Origin of the sequence: Kocuria massiliensis (assembly GCF_900169715.1) — a bacterium.
GTDB lineage: Bacteria > Actinomycetota > Actinomycetes > Actinomycetales > Micrococcaceae > Rothia > Rothia massiliensis.
On the sequence record NZ_LT835161.1, the window covers coordinates 731,430 to 747,023 of the forward strand.

The window sequence follows — 15,594 nt, forward strand, 5'->3', positions numbered from 1 at the left end:
GGCTTTTTCGTGGGCGGGTCAGCTCTACTTGGACAGCTCCGCGATCCAGGCCTCGATGTCCTGCGTCGTCCGCGGGAAATCGGCGCTCAGGTTGATGGGACCGTCGTTCGTGATCAGGACGTCATCCTCCAGTCGAATTCCGATGCCGCGATATTCTTCCGGCACGGCGAGGTCATCTTCCTTGAAGTAGAGGCCCGGCTCGATCGTGAAGACCATGCCAGGTTCGATCTCGCCGTCGAGGTACAGCTCTCGCTTGGCTTGGGCACAATCATGGACGTCCAATCCCAAGTGGTGGCTCGTGCCATGAGGCATCCAGCGGCGGTGCTGACCTCCCTCATCGGAGACCGCTTCTTCGACCGAGCACGGCAAAATGCCCCACGAGTCCAGCGTCTCTGCGAGAGACCGCATGGCGGCGGCGTGGACGTCGCGGAATTTATTTCCGGGAACGGCGGCGCGGAAGGCTGCATCCGAGGCCGTGAGGACGGCGTCGTAAATCTTCTTCTGGATGTCGGTGAAGGTCCCGTCAACGGGCAAGGTGCGGGTGATGTCTGCTGTGTAGAGGGTGTCGTCCTCGACGCCGGCGTCTACCAGGATCAACTTCCCGGGATCTACGGTTCCGTTATTCCGGATCCAATGCAGAATCGTGGCGTTATTGCCGCACGCCGCGATGGTCTCGTAGCCGACGTCGTTGCCCTCGGCGCGGGCCGCCGCGAAGAAAGCACCCTCAACGATGCGCTCGCCACGGTGGTGCTCGCGGGCCTGGGGAAGTGCTCGAATGATGTTCTCGAACCCCATCTTGGTGGAGGCGATCGAGCGGCGCAGATTTTCGATCTCCTGATCGTCCTTGATCAAGCGCAATTCGGACAGGGCCTCGGTGAGCTCACCGTCCAAAGCATCCGACTGTTCCAGATCGACACTCGTGTTCATGCGGGACGTATCAACGAGGGCATCGACGTTCAGATCTACCTCGCGTAGCAGGCGAATACGGACGCCGCCCAAGGCCTGAGGTCCTGCGTTCTTGGTGATGGCGACCTCGACGTCGGCCAGGTCCTGACACTTAATCCCGTATGCAGACTCGATTTCGGCCAGCGTGGGCTGAGGCCCCACCCAGAATTCGCCATAGCGGGGATCCGCATAGAACTGGTCCGTGTCTCGGCCGGCCAGTGGGCGGAAGTAGAGGGTGGCTTGGTGCTGAGAACCGTCGTCGGCGGGTTCGTCCAACGGCTCGAAGATCAAGACGGCGTCGGGCTCGTGGTCCACGCCCAGGCCGGTCAGATGGGCGAAACCGGAATGGGGGCGGAAGCGGTAATCCGTGTCATTGGAGCGGGTCTTGAGCGGACCGGCCGGAATGACCAGGCGTTCTCCCGGAAATTGTGCGGAGAGCGCGGCTCGGCGTTTCGCGGCGAAATCGGCGACGGGGGAACGCTGAGGAAGAGGCGCGTTCGCGGGGGCCCACTGCGACCCGATGAATTCCTTGAAGGCCGAGGAACGGGGCGGCTGGGAGCGGTTGCCCACGCGCTCGGCGAGCGGTTGGGACTCGGAGGGGTCCTGGTGGTCTGAAGAAGTATTCTCAGTCATTCCTCCACGATATCGCCGGACATCGTCCGAGGCACAACGAGCCGGGCGGAGGGTACACGAGTAGATTGGCAGGTGTGCGCATTGATCTACATACCCATTCATCCGTTTCGGACGGGACCGAGGCTCCCGCCGTCGTCGTCGAGCAGGCCGTCGCAGCGGGCCTCGATGTCCTAGCCCTCACCGATCACGACTCGACGGCCGGTTGGGCGGAGGCAGCGAGCCGAGCATCCGAGGTGGGCCTGGAATTCGTGCCAGGGATGGAGATCTCGTGCTCCACGAATAACGGGATCTCAGTGCATCTGCTTTCGTACCTCCACGACCCGGAGCACCCCGGGCTGACGCGCGAGATGGCGAGATCACGTGAGGCCCGGAAGTCTCGCGCGCGCCGAATGGTCGAGAAACTCTCCGAAGATTTTCCGATCGGCTGGGACGATGTGGTGGCACAGACGGCGGAGGGAGCAACCGTCGGACGTCCGCACATCGCCGATGCTCTCATTGCGGCAGGTGTCTGCGCTGATCGGTCTGAGGCCTTCGGAGACATTCTTTCGGGCTCGTCCCGCTACTACGTCCCGCACTACGCACCGGACCCGGCCGTCGCCGTCGAATTGGTGCGCGCGGCCGGGGGCGTTCCGGTCTTTGCCCACCCAATGGCGTTTTCGCGGGGGAGGGTGGTCGATCGTTCCGTCATGGAAGACATGGTCGACGCCGGATTAGCGGGTATAGAGGTATATCACCGGGACAACGGGCCTGCCGAGCGGGAGATGCTCCTGAAATTTGCGACGTCTCGAGGGATTCTCGTGACGGGTTCCAGCGATTATCACGGCGCCGGCAAACCTAACCGTTTGGGAGAGAACACCACCGCTCCGGAAGTCTTGGCGGAGATCAAGAGTCAGGCCCGCGGCTAGAGTCTGCGGCCCCTACGATTTGGTGGCGTCGGTCGCTTCCGGGTTTAAGTCCTGCGCCGTGCAGCAGTGAGCCTCGGGTAGTCTGCGACGCATGATGTCGATGGCCTGCTCATTAGCATCCACACACACAAACCGTCGGCCCAGAGCTTGCGCAGCGGCACCCAAGGTCCCAGACCCTGCGAAAAAGTCCAAACACCATTCGTGCGGCCGCGAGGACGCCGCAACCATGCGTCGGAGGAGTCCTAGCGGCTTTTGAGTGGGGTAACCCGTCTTTTCCTTGCCGGTGGGGGAGACGATCGTGTGCCACCACACGTCCGTCGGCAATTTTCCGCGGGCCGCTTTTTCCGCCGTGACCAAACCGGGAGCCATATACGGCTCCCGGTCAACTTCTTCTGCATCGAAGTGATACGCGGAGCGATTCTTCACATAGACCAGGATGTTGTCGTGTTTGGCCGGCCACCGGCTCTTGGCACGGGCGCCGTAGTCGTACGCCCAAATGATTTCATTGAGGAAACAATCCCGGCCAAAGACCATGTCGCACATGACCTTCGCGTAGTGCACCTCGCGGTAATCCAGGTGCAAATACAGAGTCCCGTGCTCGGCGAGGAGATCGCGTGCCGCCTCCAACCGGGGAAGCAGGAACGTCCAGTAATCCTCGAAGGCGTCGTCGTAACGGGCCAAAGACTCTACGACGCTGGCGTAGCTCTGGCCTTTGAAGCCGCGCCGATCCGCCTCATCCGGTTCGACCCGTCGATTCTTCAAACTCCGCCGCACCTGCGCCCGGCCCGTGTTGAAGGGTGGATCGACATAGATCATGGAGAATGCTCCAGCGGGAAGCTGAGAGAGGACCTCCCGATTGTCACCATGGACGATGAGGTCCGGTCCGGCGAGATTGAATTCCCCCACCTCAGGCCCTACTGCTGGGGTGCGGATTGGCCGTTGCCGCCACGACGACGGCGACGCCGGCGGCGCTTCTGTGAGGAGGCCTCCCCGGCTTCCGAAGATTCCTGGGCCTGGGAACTCTGATGGGATTCTTGGGCTTTGCCGGAATCGCCGTCCTGACGACGCCGTCCACCCGATCGAGTTCTCGATCGGTTGCCCTGTCCTGAGCCACCGCGGGAGCGCCCGCGTCCGGATTGTGAGCCTCCGTTGTTCTGGCCTTTGCCGGAGCGGGAACGGCTCGAGTCGCCGTCGATATCTTCGACCTCTTCGGCGGCTAGGCCAGCGTGGCTGCGGTTCTCCTTCGGGAGCTTTCCCTTGGTGCCCTTGGGGATGTCGAGGTCCGCATACAGGTGCGGCGAGGAGGAGTAAGTTTCCACAGGCTCCGGGACTCCGAGGTCCAAAGCCTTGTTAATCAGCGACCATCGGGGGACGTCTTCCCAATCGACGAGCGTGATGGCCGTGCCTTTATTCCCCGCGCGGCCGGTGCGTCCAATGCGGTGCAGATAGATCTTTTCGTCTTCGGGGCACTGGAAATTCACCACGTGCGTGACGTCCGTGACGTCGATTCCACGCGCTGCGACGTCGGTTGCCACCAAGACATCGACCTTGTCGTTACGGAACGCACGAAGCGCTTGCTCACGCGCGCCCTGACCGAGGTCTCCGTGGATCGAGGCGGCCGCGAAACCCCGCTTAACCAGTTCATCCGAGAGCCGGGCCGCGGCACGTTTGGTTTTCGTGAAGATGATCGAGCGGCCTCGGCCTTCGGCCTGAAGCGCCCGAGCGATGAGCTCGTCTTTGTCCATCGGGTGCGCACGGTAAATGACCTGGCGGATGTCCTTCTTGGTCGCGCCCTCGTCGTCCGGAGCGTTAGCCCGGATGTGCATCGGGTGGGACATATAACGGCGTGCCATGGAGATGACCGGGCCAGGCATGGTCGCGGAGAAGAGCATGGTCTGGCGAACTTCCGGCACGGCGGAGAGCAGACGCTCCACGTCGGGCAAGAACCCGAGATCCAGCATTTCGTCGGCCTCGTCCAGCACGACGGCGCGTACCTGGGAGAGGTTCAAAATCTTCTGTCGGTGCAGGTCGATCAAGCGACCGGGAGTGCCGACGATGACCTCGACGCCCTTCTCCAACTCGGCGATCTGAGGTTCATAGGCGCGGCCGCCGTAAATGGTGGCCACACGGGCATTGCGCTGCTTTGCGGCCGTGGAGAGATCGCTACCAACCTGGACCGCGAGTTCGCGGGTCGGTACCACGATCAACGCCTGAGGCGCACCCGGGGACTTGAGCTTCTTCCATGCGTCGTCGTCCCGGCCGGCCACACGCTGCAACACGGGTAAGCCAAAACCGAGGGTCTTACCCGTTCCGGTTTTTGCCTGACCAATGATGTCTTGACCAGAGAGGGCGACGGGCAACGTCAGGGACTGGATGGGGAAGGGGTGAGTGATTCCTTGGGCGGCCAGGGCATCACAGATGTCTTGGCGAACGCCGAAATCGGCAAAGGTTTTATCTTCCTCGGGACGGACTTCGTCCGTGGTGGTGGCTTCGGCCTCGATGAGGTCTTGAATGCCTTCCGAAGATTCCTCGGAGATGGCGGTCTCGGTGTTGCTGGTTTCGTTCACGTGCAAAAGCTCCGTTAGTCGATGGGGTGACCGCTCGGGCTCGTGGTGAGAATGCCGACGGCGCGGTCACGAACCGCATCCGCAAGGCTTTCTTGAGCTGGGGTCACAAGGATCGGTAGGAAGCCGATCGCAAAAGTCATCGGGTGAGGCGGTCCGCGAGCCGTGAGCTCATTCGTCGCATCACATGCATCAGGTCAATTCAACGGATAACGACCGGGCATCCAGATTCCACCATTCTAGCCCCTGGAACACATCGTGGGGAGGACCTGCGCCACGTTGGGCGGGTCCTCCCCACAAAAAACGAGGGTCCGGGCGGAGTTTAGTTCTCGCTGAACGGGCCGAATCCGATATGACGCCGGGTTTCAGCGGCGATCTCGACGTAGCCAATGGAAGCTCCCGGAACCAAGGTGACATTGCCCTTGGAATCGGCAAGGCGCAGGAGGGTTCCCTGGTCGATGGCTTCGGCGACCTGTTTGCGGATCTCCTCGGGGCTTTCGTCGGATTCGACAGCGACCTCGCGGGCGACGTCTTTAACACCGATCTTGATTTCCATGGGTTGTGCCTCCTGAACAATCTGGCGGACATTGCGTTGGCCCCAGCCTACTCAGCCTGGAGGCTTGCCCGCGCCGCGTCGTCGATGATTTCGCTCAGCGCGGGAGAATCTCATGCGCCATCTAAGCCATCGACGCCGCCCCATACGGGTTGGAACAGGAGAAACTCTTGGCGCTTCTGCACCGAGGGGCTGGGATTAGCAGAAATGGTTTCGGCCGCGCCGATGGCGAGCATGACGAGCGAGTGTGCCAGAAAGTCACTCTCGGGCGCGGGGATCGCAGACGTTTCTTGCATCGTTGTGCTGAGGCGCCCAGAAACCCGCTCCACAAGTCCGTCAATCTTGGACCTACATTGCTCTTGCCCTCGCATATCTGAGAGGAAGATCAGCCGGTAGGCTGCCGGGTCGTCGATGACCACGGACATGAAATTGGAAATCATCCTCCGCGTGCGTTCCCTCCCGTCCAAGTCGAGGAGCAACGGTGTGATGACTTGATGTTCGAAGAGTTCGATGCAGGAATCGAGCACCGCTTCGTAGAGTTCAGTCTTGCTGGAAAAGTGCTGGTACAGCACGGGCTTGGTGATGTCCGCGGCTGTGGCAATGTCTTCCATCGTGCTGCGATGAAATCCATGGTTCGCGAAGTGGCGCCGTGCCACGCTGAGGAGTTGGCGTCGACGTGCCGGTCCGGGTAGTCGACGGTGGGTATTGGCAGATAATCGGGGTTCCGTTGTTCCTGACATCGGATTGTCCTTCGTTCATGGCGACGACGAGCGCGCCATGGGATGGTTGGGCGCCCTCGTCCGTGGTTCGTGCGAGTTACCACTATAGGGCGTTTTGCCTAGTCAGGAGGCTTTTGGGGACCGTACTCCGTCGAAGTCCGTCGGATCCGCCCCGGGGAGCACGCTTTCAGACGCCGTGTCTTCGGGTGCGTCGAGCGTGATGTCGTATAGTGCCTCGATTGCATCCATGAATTCTTGTTCCCGGCCCTCTGCGGCCAGTTTTCGGGCCTTGACCATAGGCGTGTGGAGCAGGGAGTGCATCATGCGACGCATGGCGAACTCGACCTGTTCCGCCTGTGCACCACAACCGTATTGGTGGCGAACCTTCTTCATCTCGGCGTCGAGCACCGACATGGTGTGCTTTCGGAGAGCGACGATCGCGGAGTCGACGTTTTGCTGGTTGCGGCGGGACCGGAATTCACGAGCGGCCTTCTCAACGATCGCCCGAGCGGCAGAAACTGATTCGTCGGTCTCCGCAGGTGCCGCGAGTCGAACCGACTCCAGGGTGATGAGTTCGACGCCGTCCAGGTCGGCGATCGACGGGTCAAAGTCTCGTGTGAGGGCCAAATCGACGACGACCCTCGAGCCTTCAGGGAAGGACCCCGAATCCATGGGGGCCGAGCCGCCACTGCAACCGATGATGATGTCGGCCGAATGCATTGCCTGATCCAGGCTTGCATCGGAGACCGGGGTTCCCCCGCGTTTGGCCGTGAACTCTGCCGACCGGCCGGACGCCGAATATACGGAAATTGAGTGACAACCTCGCGACTGGAGGGCGGCCATGGTGGCTCCCGCATAGGCGCCGGTGCCGAAGACCAAAACCTCGGATTTCTCGAGAGGGCGGGCGGCCACTTCGCTCGCGAGGTCTAACGCCACGGAAACGATGGATCGGCCGCGTTCACCGAGCGAGGTTTGCGTTCCCACGGACCGCGCTGTACGAGCGGCGGTTTCAAAGAGTCGAACTAGCTCGTTGGAGGCGGAGCCTTCCTCGCGGGCGTTGACGAGCGCGCGCCGAACCTGCCCAGTGATTTCACGCTCGCCGACCACTGCAGATTCAAGGCCCGAGACCACAGTGAATAGATGGGAAGCGGCGTCGTCGTCGTAGAAGACGTCGAATGCACCGCCGACAAAGGTGGGATCGAGGTTCGCATCGACGGCGATGCGTTCCACTATGGCGTCTATTTTCGGCTGCAGGGCATCGCGGGATCCGGGAGCTTCGGCATAAAGTTCCAGGCGGTTGCATGTCGAGAGGACCACGAGTCCCTCGAGTCCACCTTGGGGCACGAGGGTAGAGGGGAGGGCCCCAACACCAGTTGTCACTTGAGCGACGGTGTTCAGGTCGACATTCTTGTGCGACGAAACGAGCGAAAACAAAACCACGACTTACTCATAATAGCCACGCAATATGGTCCTGTGAAATGAATGTGGAGCACGATTGTGGCGGAGTCTCGTGCTGACAACCTGTCCACAAAAACATGCCCATGAGTTGGCACAATGGAGGCATTATGACGATCTCAACCCCTCAGCGACGCGCGTTGCTGACAGATGCGCAACTCTCCCGATTGGCCCCCTCCCATCCTTTGCGTGCGGCCGGGACGGCGCATTCCCCGATGATTCGTGCGATGGCCGGCGATCGACCGGAACACCCTCCCGTGTGGTTCATGAGACAAGCCGGTCGTTCCCTCCCCGAATATCGGGCAGCACGCGAGGGGACCAATATGTTGGAGGCCTGTCTCGATCCTGAGCTCGCTGCCGAGATCACGGTGCAACCCGTGCGACGACACGGCGTGGACGCGGCCATTTTCTTCTCGGACATTGTGGTCCCGTTGAAGATTGCCGGCGTGGATGTCGACATCGTCCCTGGCCGGGGGCCGGTCATGGGGTCACCGTACCGTGAGCTTCGCGACATTGAGTCTCTTCCTGAGATCCCAGATGAAGCATTCGATCCGATTCGCGAGGCTGTGGGCAGAGCCGTCGATCAATTGGGGAGCACCCCGCTCATCGGATTCGCGGGAGCTCCCTTCACCGTGGCCGCATACATGGCTGAAGGCGGATCATCTCGTGATCATCTGGGGCCGCGCACCATGATGCATCGGGACCCCGAGGCTTGGAATGCGCTGGCCTCCTGGGTGGCCCGTGTTTCCGGACAGTTCCTCGCCGCGCAGGTGGAAGCTGGTGCCAGTGCGGTTCAGCTCTTTGATTCCTGGGCCGGTTCTCTCTCGGAGCGCGACTATCGTGCGCACGTCATGCACCATTCTGCGTTGGCCCTTGAGGCCGTGGAAGCGTACGGGGTTCCGCGCGTCCACTTTGGCACCGGAAGTAGCGAACTTTTGGTGGCCATGAAAGAAGCGGGCGGGGACGTGGTGGGCATTGACTACCGACTCGATCTGGACGAAGCCACGCGGCGCCTCGGGCCCGAGACACCCGTCCAGGGAAACATCGATCCGGCCATGCTCGACGCCGGGTGGGAGGTTCTCCAAAAGCACACTGTGGACGTACTCTCGAAGGGGAGGGACGCCGCGGCGCATATCGTCAATCTTGGCCACGGAGTACCACCGAGCACGGACCCGACCGTGCTGACACGACTCGTCGAATTCATTCACGAAAGTTAGCGCCCATGGCATCATCACCCGACAACAGCACCCAGGCCGGCGCCCGGACCATGAATCATGGCCCGCGGGCGTCGATGAGCGGATCTTCCCCGGAGCCGGAACATAAGGTGCATCAACCTTTGCGTACGGCTCGTACCGCGTTGGTTGTTGGGGGTGGCGTCTCTGGTTTGCTGGCGGCGAGGGAGCTGGCAGAACGGGGCTTGCGCGTGGTGGTCACCGAAGCCCGCGACCATTTCGGGGGTGCCGTGGGTGCCCATCAGGTTGCCGGAATTGTTCTGGACTCCGGAGCTGAGTCGTACGCGACCCGAAATGGCTCCGTCGAGAACCTGATTTCTGACCTTGGCCTCACCGACTTGCGAACCACCCCGGACGAATACGGCTCGTGGTTGTACCTCCCGAATGGTCCTACCCGCATGCCTTCCTCGGGCATTCTCGGTATCCCCGCCAACCCTCAGGATCCCGAACTTCGAGGGACGCTGACGACCATGGGCCGCCGTCGCGCGAGCATGGACCGTCACCTACCGCCGACCGTAGGCACGCATCAACGTACCCTCGGCGGACTCGTCCGAGCCCGCATGGGACAACAAATCGTGGACCGGTTGGTTGCGCCCGTGACGATGGGCATCCACTCGACGCATCCGGATGAGCTCGACGTCGACACGGTGGCGCCTGGTCTCCGAGAAGGTATCAAGACGTATGGGTCCCTCGGAGCCTCTGCGGCGGTGCTGCGGTCAAACGCACCTGCCGGAACCCAGGTCGGCAGTCTGGTCGGTGGCATGAATCAGTTGTCGGAGGCTTTGGTGCAAGACCTCACGAAGAGAGGCGTGCGCCTCTTCGCGGGGTGCGATGTGATCGCCATCGACCGCGACGAGGTGACACAGAGTTGGATCGCGATCCGACGTCAAGAAGGGTCTGCGGGCAAACGCGCCGGCCTGACGGCCGATGTCTTGGTCCTCGCGACGGACGGCCCAACGGCAGTGCGATTGCTGGGACCCCATTTGGATAGTGACCTCCTCCCTGACGTGCGTCGCGGACCGGAAATTGCCCTGGTCACACTCGTGGTGGACGCTCCCGTGTTGAATACCCCGCCTCGGGGGACAGGTGTCTTGGTCAGCGACCAGGTGCGCAATGTGCGGGCCAAGGCGTTGACTCATGCCTCCGCCAAGTGGCGTTGGATCGCCGAGAGAGTTGGCGAGAACCGTCATGTCTTGCGGCTCTCCTACGGACGAGGTCACACCTCCGAGGGACAGTCCATTACGGAACTCACTCTTTCCGACGAACAACTCATGAGCCTGGCCCTGCACGATGCCTCGCGCATTATGGGCACCAGCTTGGGACGGAAGCATCTCATCGATGCCGACGTCGTCCGCTGGAAGTCGGCGATGCCCAAGGTTTCGATCGGCCACAAAGAAAAGGTCACGTCTTTTCGGAAGAGTCTTTCGACGCTCAACCGGGTCGCTGCGGTGGGGGCCTGGCTGTCTGGTACGGGCCTCGCCTCGCTGGTCCCCGATACGCGTGCCGCCATCGAAGAGCTCGATCTTGAGCCCGGCGACGTCGAAACGTCGGGACACCACCGCTAAACGCCTCGGGTTCGCCAGGACCCGCACCGTTTGATACTGAATGCGTCCCGAGGCTGGGGCGCCGTGACTGAAAGGACACATCAGCAATGACTGAGCACAAGACGGAAAGCGTCTCCGGAAACTCCAGGGCCGCTACCGGCGATGATCGTCTCTACTATGCTCTCTACACCGTTTTCGCTCGTCGCGGTTCAGAAGCTGACGTCTCAGAGAGCCAGGCCGACGTCGACGAACTGAACCAGACCTTGCAGGACCTCGAGGCCCAGGGCGTAACCGTCCGAGGCCTCTACGACGTTTCCGGCATGCGGGCGAACGCCGACGTGATGGTATGGACACACGGCGAGAATCCTGAGGATCTCCAAGCAGCCGTGCGTCAGCTGCGTCGCACCCGAGCGCTTTCACGTACCGACATCGTCTGGTCCACCATGGGCGTGCACCGCGACGCGGAGTTCACTCGTAACCACGCACCATCCTTCGCAAAGGGCATCGACCCCGAGGCGTGGGTCTGCGTGTACCCGTTCGTTCGGTCCTGGGACTGGTATTACATGGACGAGAAGCACCGGTCCGAAATGCTCAAGAATCACGGGATGAAGGGCCGCGACTACCCACAGGTTTTGGCGAACACCATCGCAACGTTCGCCCTCAACGATTATGAGTGGGTTTTGGCCCTGGAGGCCCCGGAACTCGTGGATCTCGTGGACTTGATGAGGCATTTCCGGAACACCGAGGCGAGGCTTCACGTGCGGGAGGAGACGCCGTTCTACACGGGTCGTCGTATCGATGCTGCCGAAGCTATCGAGGTCCTTCGATGAGCCAATTCGACACCGCCCCGATTCCCAATCGGACAGATCCGGAAAATACGGCGACCAATGGTCCGAGCACCCTGGACGCGACCACCGACATGGTCTCCGAGCGGAGCATCGACCGCCCCCGGGCACAGGCTCCCGAGGACTACGACGCCATCATTCTGTCCTCCTTCGGCGGGCCCGAGGGACAGGACGATGTCATCCCGTTCTTGCGTAATGTGACTGCCGGTCGTGGCATTCCGGACGAACGACTCGAAGAAGTGGCCACCCACTACCGGGCCAACGGAGGCGTGAGCCCGATTAACGAGCAGAACCGTCGTCTTCTCGAGGCACTCCGAGCAGAGCTGGACGAGCACGGCCCACATGTGCCGGTCTTGTGGGCCAACAGAAACTGGTCGCCGTACGTCGCTGACGTGGTGAAAGATGCTCACGAGCGGGGTTACCGCAAGTTGCTGGTCTTGGCGACGAGCGCGTATCCAGGCTATTCGAGTTGCCGTCAGTATCGGGAGGACTATGGCGTTGCCCTCGAAGAACTGGGACTCACGGGAGAGATGCAGATCGACAAGCTCCGGCAGCATTACGATGCACCCGGCTTCATCGAGTCTTTCGTCGACGGGCTCACATCGGGGCTGCGGGAGGTCCGCACCAAGATCGCTGAGGCGTCGAAGGTTGCCGCAGGTCATGACCGGATCCGCATCGTCTTTTGTACCCACTCGATCCCGACGACGGCTGCCAACGAGGCCGGCCCGCGAGGCGTGGAGTATGAGGGTGGTTCGGCCTACGTTGAGAAACACCTCGAAGCTGCGCGGGCAATCTTGCGCGGAGTCGAGGCAGAGGATTCACATTTGCTCGATAACTGCGACTGGGAATTGGCCTATCAGTCCCGGTCGGGCTCGCCGTCCACTCCATGGCTGGAGCCCGATATCAACGATGCTCTCGAGGCATTAAAGGGCACGGTCGACGGCGTCGTCATGGTTCCGCTCGGATTCGTCTCCGACCATATGGAGGTCAAATGGGACTTGGATACCGAAGCGATGGAGACCTGCGACGAGCTCGGTATCCAGGCCGTCCGCGTTCCGACGCCAGGGACGCACCCTGCGTACGTGCGTTCCTTGAGAGATCTCATCGCGGAACGCCACACGGAAACCGCCACCTCGCGGGATCCTCGAATTCTCGAGGAGGCCAGGCCCTCCGCGTGCGGTGGCAAAGGCTGGTTTGACCGGTGCGATCCTGACTGTTGCCTTCCCGCGCGGGCGGCCGCGCGAAAGCCTGTCATCGCCGAATACGACGGATCCGTTCGAGAGGAAACCACCACCGTATGAGTCCCGTTTTGGTCGGCACACGAGCCTCGACTCTGGCCACGACGCAGTCACAGCACGTTGCAGACCTGCTGACCGCAGCCGGAGTTCCCGCGGAGCTCGTGACGGTGACTACCACCGGTGACGTCACCTCAGGTCCGCTGGCGCAGCTCGGGGGCACCGGGGTCTTCGCGGCAGCGCTCCGCCAGCAGCTGCTGGAGGGTGATGTTGATCTGGCCGTGCACTCGTTGAAGGACCTGCCGACGAAAGACCTCTTCGACGGGAAACTATCGTTGGCATATCCGCCCCGAGAGGATCCTCGGGACGCTTTGGTGGGCCGCGACAGGCTCAACCTTGACGACCTGCCGGAAGGCGCGACCATCGGTACCGGATCGCCCCGCCGTGCCGCGCAGATTCGCGCGATACGTCCGGACTGCACCGTAACTGATATTCGCGGCAACGTCGGTACGCGGCTGTCCCGAGTTCGAGGCCTGGAACATTTCGCCTCGCGAGATTCGGGAGTTGGCCGGGGAACCCACGGCGACCTCGATGCCGTGGTACTTGCCGCGGCGGGCCTTCGACGTCTTGGTTTGGCCGACGTCGCGACCGAGTTCCTCGACGTCGATCGAGTTCTGCCGGCCGCCGGTCAGGGATGCCTCGCGATTGAGTACCGCACCGGGGATACTCCTGACGACGTTCTCCAAGCAATGTCCGTCATCGAGGATGCCTCGACCAAGATCGCCGTGATCGCGGAGCGCTCGTTGCTGCTGAGGCTCGAAGCTGGTTGTGCCGCACCGATTGGAGCGCATGCGGAAATCCACGATAACGAGCTCATCCTCGATGCCGTGGTTGCGCATCCTCGGGGAACCGAATCTTTGAGGGAGCGCGGTCAGGCCGCGAATGCCTCGGTCGAATCCGCCGTTCAGCTCGGCACGGAGGTCGCCGAACTTCTCCTGGAGCGCGGCGCCGGACGATTCACGGAGTTGACCCTGGATTGAGCGGCGTCGGGAGCCGAAACGCCGGGCGCACGGGAACCCCACGGGTGCTGGTCACCCGTGGGCCTGAGCGGGCCGGGCCGCTCGTCGATCTCTTGCGTGAATACGGCGTGGAACCGGTCTTGTCCCCGCTCCATGAGGCCCGCCCCGTTAGTGGTGATGGTTTCAAGATCGCACTCGAATCCATCACCGGTGGTCCCTATGACGTCCTCACCCTGACTAGCGCCAATGGCGTTTGGGGTTTGGTGGATGTCTGCCGGAGGGCCCCCGGGGGCACGGATTTTCGAGAAATTGCTGGATCCGTGTGGTGCGTGGGCCCCGCGACTCGAACCGCAGCCATCGAGGCAGGCTTGGGTGAGCCCCGGACCGCGTCCACACACCGTGGCCAGGGAATGGTCGCCGAACTCAAACAGTTCTTGGGAGAGGAACCGGGGAGGTCCATTCTGTGCGTTCAAGGGCGTCCAGCCCGTCCGGAGCTGGGCGACGGATTGCGAGCGGCTGGACACCACGTGACCGACGCCGTTGTTTATGAGAGGCGGCCGTATCCCGTAGACACACCGCTGATCCCGCGCCCTGAACCGACGGCAGAAAGCCCCATTGTTGTGGGCCGCTCCGAAACGGCAGATTACGTGGCCAACGGAATGATTTCTGCGGTGATTGCGACATCTCCCAAACTCTTGGAGGCCCTGTGCTCCTTAGGAAACCTGACGGTTCCGGTGGTGTGTATAGGAGCCACGACCGCCGCCGTCGCGAAAAAACGTGGAGTGAATTTTGTGACGTCCCAGGGCACGAAACCTGAGGACTTGGCACGATCCGTCGCCGAGATCTTGAGCCTTGAGCACAACGAACGTAGTAGGAGAGAAAGTAGTGATGAACGTGAAGTATGACGCAACGCGACAAGGACTTGACCTCACCCGCCGACCGCGGAGGCTCAGAAACTCGGCCGCCATGCGAGATATCGTCGCGGAAACCCGCCTGCACGCTGAGGACTTGATCCAGGTTCTGTTCGTGCGGGACGGCATCGATGAGCCAGTCGAGATCACCTCCATGCCGGGCCAGTACCAGCACACGCTCGAGTCCCTGGTCAATGCGGTTCACGAGGCCGTAGATGCTGGGGTGAAGTGCGTTGACCTCTTTGGCGTCCCGCGTGACGAGGACAAAGACGCCGAAGGATCGGTGGCATGGGATCCTCAGGGGATTCTGAACCGGGCTATCCGCGCCGTGCGTGAAGAATTCGGTGACCGAGTGATCGTCATGGCTGACACGTGCCTCGACGAATTTACCGATCATGGCCATTGCGGTCCGATCGTGAAGAGCCCGACTGGCGACGTCGTGGTGGACAACGACCGCAGCGTGGAACTGTACGAGCGCATGGCCGTGGCCCAAGCGCAGGCGGGTGCCCATGTCGTCAGCCCTTCAGGAATGATGGATGGTCAGATCGCGGGCATCCGGTCGGCACTGGACTCGCAAGGCTTCGAGGACGTTTCCATCATGGCGTACTCCGCCAAATATGCCTCTGCCTTCTTCGGGCCTTTCCGTGACGCCGTCGGCTCCTCATTGCAAGGCGACCGAAAGACTTACCAACAAGACCCTGCCAATCGGCGTGAGTCCCTTTTGGAGACTCAGCTCGACCTGGACGAGGGCGCGGACATGGTCATGGTCAAGCCCGCCATGTCCTACCTGGATATCGTGCGGGAAGTTGCGGATTTTTCCCCCGTGCCCGTTGCCGCTTACCAAGTCTCGGGCGAGTACGCGACGATTGAGGCCGCGGCCGCCAATGGATGGGTCGACCGTCAACGGCTCATCCTTGAGATTCTGACCGGCATTCGTCGGGCCGGCGCTGATGTGATCTTCACGTATTACGCAACCGAAGTCGCGGGCTGGCTTGCTGCGGGACAGCGCTAAGCACCGACCGCCCGAAACTAAA

15 protein-coding genes are annotated in these 15,594 nt (G+C 61.9%); 8 read left to right on the forward strand and 7 right to left on the reverse strand.

All coding sequences use genetic code 11. The features are described from left to right. Window positions 1-24: 24 nt before the first annotated feature. Window positions 25-1,578, reverse strand: a complete 1,554-nt coding sequence (locus B9Y51_RS07645) for an aminopeptidase P family protein (RefSeq protein WP_085529317.1) — start codon at window positions 1,576-1,578, stop codon at window positions 25-27. Window positions 1,579-1,652: 74 nt separating this feature from the next. Here B9Y51_RS07645 and B9Y51_RS07650 point away from each other — a divergent pair, with 74 nt between their 5' ends. Next, window positions 1,653-2,483 carry a PHP domain-containing protein gene (locus B9Y51_RS07650; protein ID WP_085529318.1) on the forward strand — a complete coding sequence of 277 codons (831 nt, stop codon included), beginning with the start codon at window positions 1,653-1,655 and terminating at the stop codon, window positions 2,481-2,483. 12 nt (window positions 2,484-2,495) lie between these two features. Here the strand turns inward: B9Y51_RS07650 and B9Y51_RS07655 are convergent, their stop codons facing one another. The 6 genes from B9Y51_RS07655 to B9Y51_RS07675 all read right to left on the reverse strand — a co-directional run bounded on the left by B9Y51_RS07655 (window position 2,496) and on the right by B9Y51_RS07675 (window position 7,759). After that, on the reverse strand, window positions 2,496-3,389 hold the full coding sequence (locus B9Y51_RS07655) for a DNA-methyltransferase (protein WP_245826104.1): 894 nt from the start codon (window positions 3,387-3,389) through the stop codon (window positions 2,496-2,498). An 8-nt stretch (window positions 3,390-3,397) separates the two neighbouring features. Beyond that, a complete protein-coding gene (locus tag B9Y51_RS07660) occupies window positions 3,398-5,050 on the reverse strand; it encodes a DEAD/DEAH box helicase (RefSeq protein ID WP_085529319.1) in 1,653 nt (550 codons plus the stop codon). Between the two features lie 14 nt (window positions 5,051-5,064). Then, the gene (locus B9Y51_RS11420; RefSeq protein WP_281252088.1) at window positions 5,065-5,190 is read right to left on the reverse strand and encodes a hypothetical protein; all 126 of its coding nucleotides are present in this window, start codon (window positions 5,188-5,190) and stop codon (window positions 5,065-5,067) included. Window positions 5,191-5,369: 179 nt separating this feature from the next. After that, on the reverse strand, window positions 5,370-5,603 hold the full coding sequence (locus B9Y51_RS07665; RefSeq protein ID WP_048680406.1) for a DUF3107 domain-containing protein: 234 nt from the start codon (window positions 5,601-5,603) through the stop codon (window positions 5,370-5,372). A gap of 110 nt (window positions 5,604-5,713) precedes the next feature. Further along, window positions 5,714-6,340, reverse strand: a complete 627-nt coding sequence (locus B9Y51_RS07670; protein WP_085529320.1) for a TetR/AcrR family transcriptional regulator — start codon at window positions 6,338-6,340, stop codon at window positions 5,714-5,716. Window positions 6,341-6,442: 102 nt separating this feature from the next. Beyond that, complete coding sequence (locus B9Y51_RS07675; protein WP_085529321.1) at window positions 6,443-7,759, reverse strand: glutamyl-tRNA reductase; 1,317 nt, start codon at window positions 7,757-7,759, stop codon at window positions 6,443-6,445. A gap of 125 nt (window positions 7,760-7,884) precedes the next feature. Here B9Y51_RS07675 and hemE point away from each other — a divergent pair, with 125 nt between their 5' ends. The 7 genes from hemE to hemB all read left to right on the forward strand — a co-directional run bounded on the left by hemE (window position 7,885) and on the right by hemB (window position 15,572). After that, a complete protein-coding gene (hemE, locus tag B9Y51_RS07680; RefSeq protein ID WP_085529322.1) occupies window positions 7,885-8,991 on the forward strand; it encodes a uroporphyrinogen decarboxylase in 1,107 nt (368 codons plus the stop codon). A gap of 5 nt (window positions 8,992-8,996) precedes the next feature. Further along, window positions 8,997-10,571, forward strand: a complete 1,575-nt coding sequence (gene hemG / locus B9Y51_RS07685) for a protoporphyrinogen oxidase (RefSeq protein WP_245826105.1) — start codon at window positions 8,997-8,999, stop codon at window positions 10,569-10,571. A gap of 86 nt (window positions 10,572-10,657) precedes the next feature. Then, on the forward strand, window positions 10,658-11,380 hold the full coding sequence (gene hemQ / locus B9Y51_RS07690; protein WP_085529323.1) for a hydrogen peroxide-dependent heme synthase: 723 nt from the start codon (window positions 10,658-10,660) through the stop codon (window positions 11,378-11,380). After that, window positions 11,377-12,696: a ferrochelatase gene (locus tag B9Y51_RS07695; protein ID WP_245826107.1), complete on the forward strand. Its 1,320-nt coding sequence runs from the start codon at window positions 11,377-11,379 to the stop codon at window positions 12,694-12,696. The genes hemQ and B9Y51_RS07695 overlap by 4 nt, the downstream gene beginning before the upstream one ends. Then, complete coding sequence (gene hemC, locus B9Y51_RS07700) at window positions 12,693-13,670, forward strand: hydroxymethylbilane synthase (protein WP_085529324.1); 978 nt, start codon at window positions 12,693-12,695, stop codon at window positions 13,668-13,670. The genes B9Y51_RS07695 and hemC overlap by 4 nt, the downstream gene beginning before the upstream one ends. Window positions 13,671-13,714: 44 nt before the next feature. Next, window positions 13,715-14,554, forward strand: a complete 840-nt coding sequence (locus tag B9Y51_RS07705) for a uroporphyrinogen-III synthase (protein ID WP_048680380.1) — start codon at window positions 13,715-13,717, stop codon at window positions 14,552-14,554. After that, window positions 14,538-15,572 (forward strand): porphobilinogen synthase, encoded by a 1,035-nt coding sequence (gene hemB, locus B9Y51_RS07710; RefSeq protein ID WP_085529326.1) that lies wholly within the window; start codon window positions 14,538-14,540, stop codon window positions 15,570-15,572. Before B9Y51_RS07705 ends, hemB begins: the two co-directional genes overlap by 17 nt. Window positions 15,573-15,594 lie beyond the last annotated feature (22 nt).

Excerpts from the sequence above, each read along its gene's own strand:
- B9Y51_RS07645 (WP_085529317.1), bottom strand. The coding sequence starts at position 1,578 with ATGACTGAGAATACTTCTTCAGACCACCAGGACCCCTCCGAGTCCCAA.
- hemC (WP_085529324.1), top strand. The coding sequence starts at position 12,693 with ATGAGTCCCGTTTTGGTCGGCACACGAGCCTCGACTCTGGCCACGACG.
- B9Y51_RS07695 (WP_245826107.1), top strand. The coding sequence starts at position 11,377 with ATGAGCCAATTCGACACCGCCCCGATTCCCAATCGGACAGATCCGGAA.
- hemQ (WP_085529323.1), top strand. The coding sequence starts at position 10,658 with ATGACTGAGCACAAGACGGAAAGCGTCTCCGGAAACTCCAGGGCCGCT.
- hemB (WP_085529326.1), top strand. The coding sequence starts at position 14,538 with ATGAACGTGAAGTATGACGCAACGCGACAAGGACTTGACCTCACCCGC.
- hemE (WP_085529322.1), top strand. The coding sequence starts at position 7,885 with ATGACGATCTCAACCCCTCAGCGACGCGCGTTGCTGACAGATGCGCAA.
- B9Y51_RS07665 (WP_048680406.1), bottom strand. The coding sequence starts at position 5,603 with ATGGAAATCAAGATCGGTGTTAAAGACGTCGCCCGCGAGGTCGCTGTC.
- hemG (WP_245826105.1), top strand. The coding sequence starts at position 8,997 with ATGGCATCATCACCCGACAACAGCACCCAGGCCGGCGCCCGGACCATG.
- B9Y51_RS11420 (WP_281252088.1), bottom strand. The coding sequence starts at position 5,190 with ATGACTTTTGCGATCGGCTTCCTACCGATCCTTGTGACCCCAGCTCAA.
- B9Y51_RS07670 (WP_085529320.1), bottom strand. The coding sequence starts at position 6,340 with ATGTCAGGAACAACGGAACCCCGATTATCTGCCAATACCCACCGTCGA.